This window comes from Oscillibacter sp. CAG:155 (genome assembly GCA_000436875.1).
Classification (GTDB): domain Bacteria; phylum Bacillota; class Clostridia; order Oscillospirales; family Oscillospiraceae; genus Oscillibacter.
The window spans coordinates 18,449-21,991 of record FR890931.1 but is presented as its reverse complement, the minus strand read 5'-3'; the positions used below and the strand labels follow the sequence as shown (position 1 = coordinate 21,991).

At 65.6% G+C, this 3,543-nt stretch carries 3 protein-coding genes; all 3 read right to left on the bottom strand.

Annotated features, from left to right (window positions below):
- Nucleotides 1-180 precede the first annotated feature (180 nt).
- The 3 genes from QZL67_RS07125 to malQ all read right to left on the bottom strand — a co-directional run bounded on the left by QZL67_RS07125 (nt 181) and on the right by malQ (nt 3,276).
- Entirely contained in the window at nt 181-1,227 is a 1,047-nt protein-coding gene (locus tag QZL67_RS07125) for an ABC transporter substrate-binding protein (RefSeq protein ID WP_022290049.1), read from the bottom strand.
- A 23-nt stretch (nt 1,228-1,250) separates the two neighbouring features.
- Nucleotides 1,251-1,553 carry a TM1266 family iron-only hydrogenase system putative regulator gene (locus QZL67_RS07120; RefSeq protein ID WP_022290048.1) on the bottom strand — a complete coding sequence of 101 codons (303 nt, stop codon included), beginning with the start codon at nt 1,551-1,553 and terminating at the stop codon, nt 1,251-1,253.
- 250 nt (nt 1,554-1,803) lie between these two features.
- On the bottom strand, nt 1,804-3,276 hold the full coding sequence (malQ, locus tag QZL67_RS07115; protein WP_022290047.1) for a 4-alpha-glucanotransferase: 1,473 nt from the start codon (nt 3,274-3,276) through the stop codon (nt 1,804-1,806).
- Nucleotides 3,277-3,543 lie beyond the last annotated feature (267 nt).

Here is a 3,543-nt window from a genome sequence, read left to right as displayed (position 1 = left end):
CCCACCGCCGCCCAAAAGGCCCCTGTCCCCGCCAGCGACACCAGCCGGGCCAGGACGCTGACCGGCGAGGCCAGCAGCAGCTCCCCGTGGGGAAACGCCGCCGCCAGGGCCATGGCGGCCCCCTGCCATGCCAGCAGCCAGAACAGCACCGCCCAGGGGCGGAGGGAACGGCGCTTCATGTTACGCGCCGTAGTAGAAGTCGTCGCCGGGCAATCCGGTGGACTCGTCCGCCGGGTCCGCACCCACGGAGGTGGGGTCCGCGTCAAAGAGCACCTGCAGATAGCCGGAGAGCTTCTCCTTCATCTCCGCGCCGGTGATGCACACGATGTTGCAGTAAGGCAGGGCCTTCTCCGCCACGGCGGCGCTGTCCACGATGCCGTAACCGGCAATCAGCTCCGCCGCGTCGGCGGTATTGTCGTTGACCCAGCTGACGGAATCACCGTAGTCCTTCAGGAATGTCTCCACCGCCGCGGGGTGCTCCTCCACGAAGTCCTTCCGGGCCACCACCACGCCGGTGAGCAGGGCGGAGCCATTGTCCAGCTTGTCCCACTCCTCCGTCAGGTCCAGTGCCACCCGCAGGTCCGGCATCTTGCTCTGGGCCACGGTGACGAAGGGCTGGGGCAGCAGGGCAATGGTGGCCGCGCCGGAGGCCAGGGCCGCCACGCACTCACTGTGCTCGCTCTTCCAGTCCACCACCACGTCGGCGTCCGGATTCAGGCCGTTTTCCGTCAGCAGATACCGCAGGGCGTACTCCGGCGTGGAGCCCTTGCCGGAGGCCACGATGGTCTTGCCGGTGAGGTCCGCCATGGACTGCACGGCGTTGCCGTTTTCCACCACATACAGAACGCCCAGGGTGTTGATGGCCAGCGTCACGATGTCGCCGCCGGTCTTGTTGTAGAGCACAGAGGCCAGGTTCGCCGGGACGCAGGCGATGTCCAGGTCACCCTTCATCAAAGAGGGGGTCACCTCGTCCGCGGAGGCAGCCAGGGTAAATTCATATCCGTCCTGGGCAGCGTCCGCTTCGCTGCCCTCTTCGGAGGCAGCTTCATTGTCGCTCATGAGCTTCACCATGCCCATGGCGGTGGGGCCCTTCAGTGCCGCCACCCGGGTGGTGATGGGGGTCTCTTCCACGGTAGGCTCTTTCTCGGTCTCTTTGCCGCAGGAAGCCAGCGACAGCGTCATCGCCAGGGCCAGCAACAGCGTCAGACTCTTCTTTACGATCTTCATGGGTTGTTTCCTGCCTTTCTTTCTCACATGGTCCGCGGCGCGTCTTCCCCGCCGCGGGGGGCGGATCTTCCGCCCAGGGCCTCCTCCGGGGCATACACCGTCTTGGCGGTGACGCCGGGAAGCCGCCCAATCTTGCCGGAGAGGGCGGAGATGGTGTCCGCCGGGGCGTCCATGGCGATGCTGATGATGTTCACCTCCCGCTGGGGATAGGGCACCCCCATGCGGCCGATGATGTGCCGCCCATACCGGTGGAGCAGCTCGTTGAGTGCCCCCACAGCGTCCGGGTTTTTCACGATGATGGCAAGCAGCGCCACCCGGGTCTCCATACGCATCCTTCCTCTCCCAAAAAACATCCCCTCCGCCGCCAGGCGAAGGGGATGACCGTCAGCAGATTCCGGCATACTTCGGCCGCCGGTGGTGCCGCTGGTTCCCGTCTTCCGGCTGGGAGCGTGTCCTCGCCTCTTAGAACGGCAGTGGATGACTCTTAGAACGGCGGTGTATGATCGGGTCCGCCGGTCAGAACGCACTTCCCGGGGACGGGGAAATCATAGCACGCTGCGGCCCGGCCGTCAAGCCTCAGCAGCGGCCGAACGCCGCCGTCAGCGCCCGGACCTCCGTCGCCAGCTCCTTTGTAGCGGCTCCGGGGGCCATGCGCCAGCGCCAGTTGCCCTCCGCCACGCCGGGGACGTTGACCCGGCCCTCGCTGCCCAGGGCCAGATAGTCCTGCATCTGGGCCACGAACAGCTCCGCAACGCTCCCCTGGCCCAGCCGCAGCAGTGCCTTCCGGGCGCTCTCCCGGTCCTTCGCCCCCAGATAGACGGCGGCAAAGGCCCGCTCCTGTTCCGTGGCGTGGTCGTACCAGCCCAGCACCGTATCGTTGTCATGGGTGCCGGTGTAGCAGATGCAGTGGGGGGCGTAGTGGTGGGGCAGATACGCGTTGTCCGGGCCGGAGAAGGCGAACTCCAGCACCTTCATCCCCGGCAGGCCCGACTCCTCCCGCAGCTGGTGGACCGCGTCGGTGAGGATACCCAGGTCCTCGGCGATATAGGTGATCTGGGGGAACCAGCCCGTCAGCACCCGCAGAAGGTCCATGCCGGGCCCCTTCTCCCAGGCGCCCTCCTTGGCGGTCTTTGCCCCGGCGGGCACCGCCCAGTAGCTCTCAAAGGCCCGGAAGTGGTCCAGCCGCAGGGCGTCCACCCGGGTGGCGGCTCCCTCCACCCTTCTGATCCACCAGCCGAAACCGTCCGCTTTCATGGCGCTCCAGTTATAGAGAGGATTGCCCCAGAGCTGGCCGTCGGCGGAGAAGTAGTCCGGCGGCACCCCCGCCACCTTGGCGGGCATCCCCGCCCCGTCCAGCAGAAATTGCTCCCGCTCGCTCCAGACGTCGGCACTGTCCAGGGAGACATAGATGGGCAGGTCGCCGATCAGCTTCACGCCCCGGGCATTGGTGTAGTCCTTGAAGGCCGTCCACTGGGTGAAGAACCAGTACTGCACGGCGGTGTGGAACGCCACGTCCTCCGCCAGCACCGCCCGCCAGTGCTCCAGTGCCGCCGCCTCGTGGCGCCGCAGGGCCTCGTCCGGCCAGAGATACCAGGGCGCATCCTGGAAATGGCTCTTGGCTGCCTGATACAAAGCGTATTCTTTCACCCAGGGATTCCGCTCTGTAAAGTCTCGGGCCGCCTGGGCCCGCTCCCCGCTGAGGCGGGAAAAGGCCTTGCGCAGCAGGCGGCTGCGGCTCTCGTACACAGCGGCGTACTCCACCGGCTGTCCCTCCGGCATCCGGGCCGTCTCCAGCTCCGCCTGCGTCAGCAGTCCCTCCTCCACCAGAGCCTCCAGGTCGATCAGCAGCGGGTTGCCCGCAAAGGTGGAGACGCTGGTGTAGGGGGAGTCCCCCGCGCCGGTGGGGCCCACCGGCAAGATCTGCCACCAGGTCTGCCCGGCAGCCTGCAGAAAGTCCGCAAACGCCCGGGCCTCACTGCCCAGGGTGCCGATACCATAGGGGCCCGGCAGGGAAAAAATCGGCATGAGGATACCGGCTGTACGTTGCATGGCGATACACTCCTTTTCTGATATGGAAAGTAGACTTCTTTATTGTATGCGGAGGCGGCTGCTTTGTCAAGCCGCACAAAACACACACTTTTTAAAGCAGTGCCTTTGTGTATTTTATCCTGTTCCATCCCGTAAAATCTGCCTTTTAGGCTTTTCAAGATCCCCGGCGGTATGGTATGCTGAAAAAAACGCAACCAGCCGTTGACAAAGGGAAACCCGCCGGTGGTGGCGGGGTCGGCCGCCCTCTGCGGTACTGCGGGCAAAGGG

Excerpts from the sequence above, each read along its gene's own strand:
- QZL67_RS07125 (WP_022290049.1), bottom strand. The coding sequence starts at position 1,227 with ATGAAGATCGTAAAGAAGAGTCTGACGCTGTTGCTGGCCCTGGCGATG.
- QZL67_RS07120 (WP_022290048.1), bottom strand. The coding sequence starts at position 1,553 with ATGGAGACCCGGGTGGCGCTGCTTGCCATCATCGTGAAAAACCCGGAC.
- malQ (WP_022290047.1), bottom strand. The coding sequence starts at position 3,276 with ATGCAACGTACAGCCGGTATCCTCATGCCGATTTTTTCCCTGCCGGGC.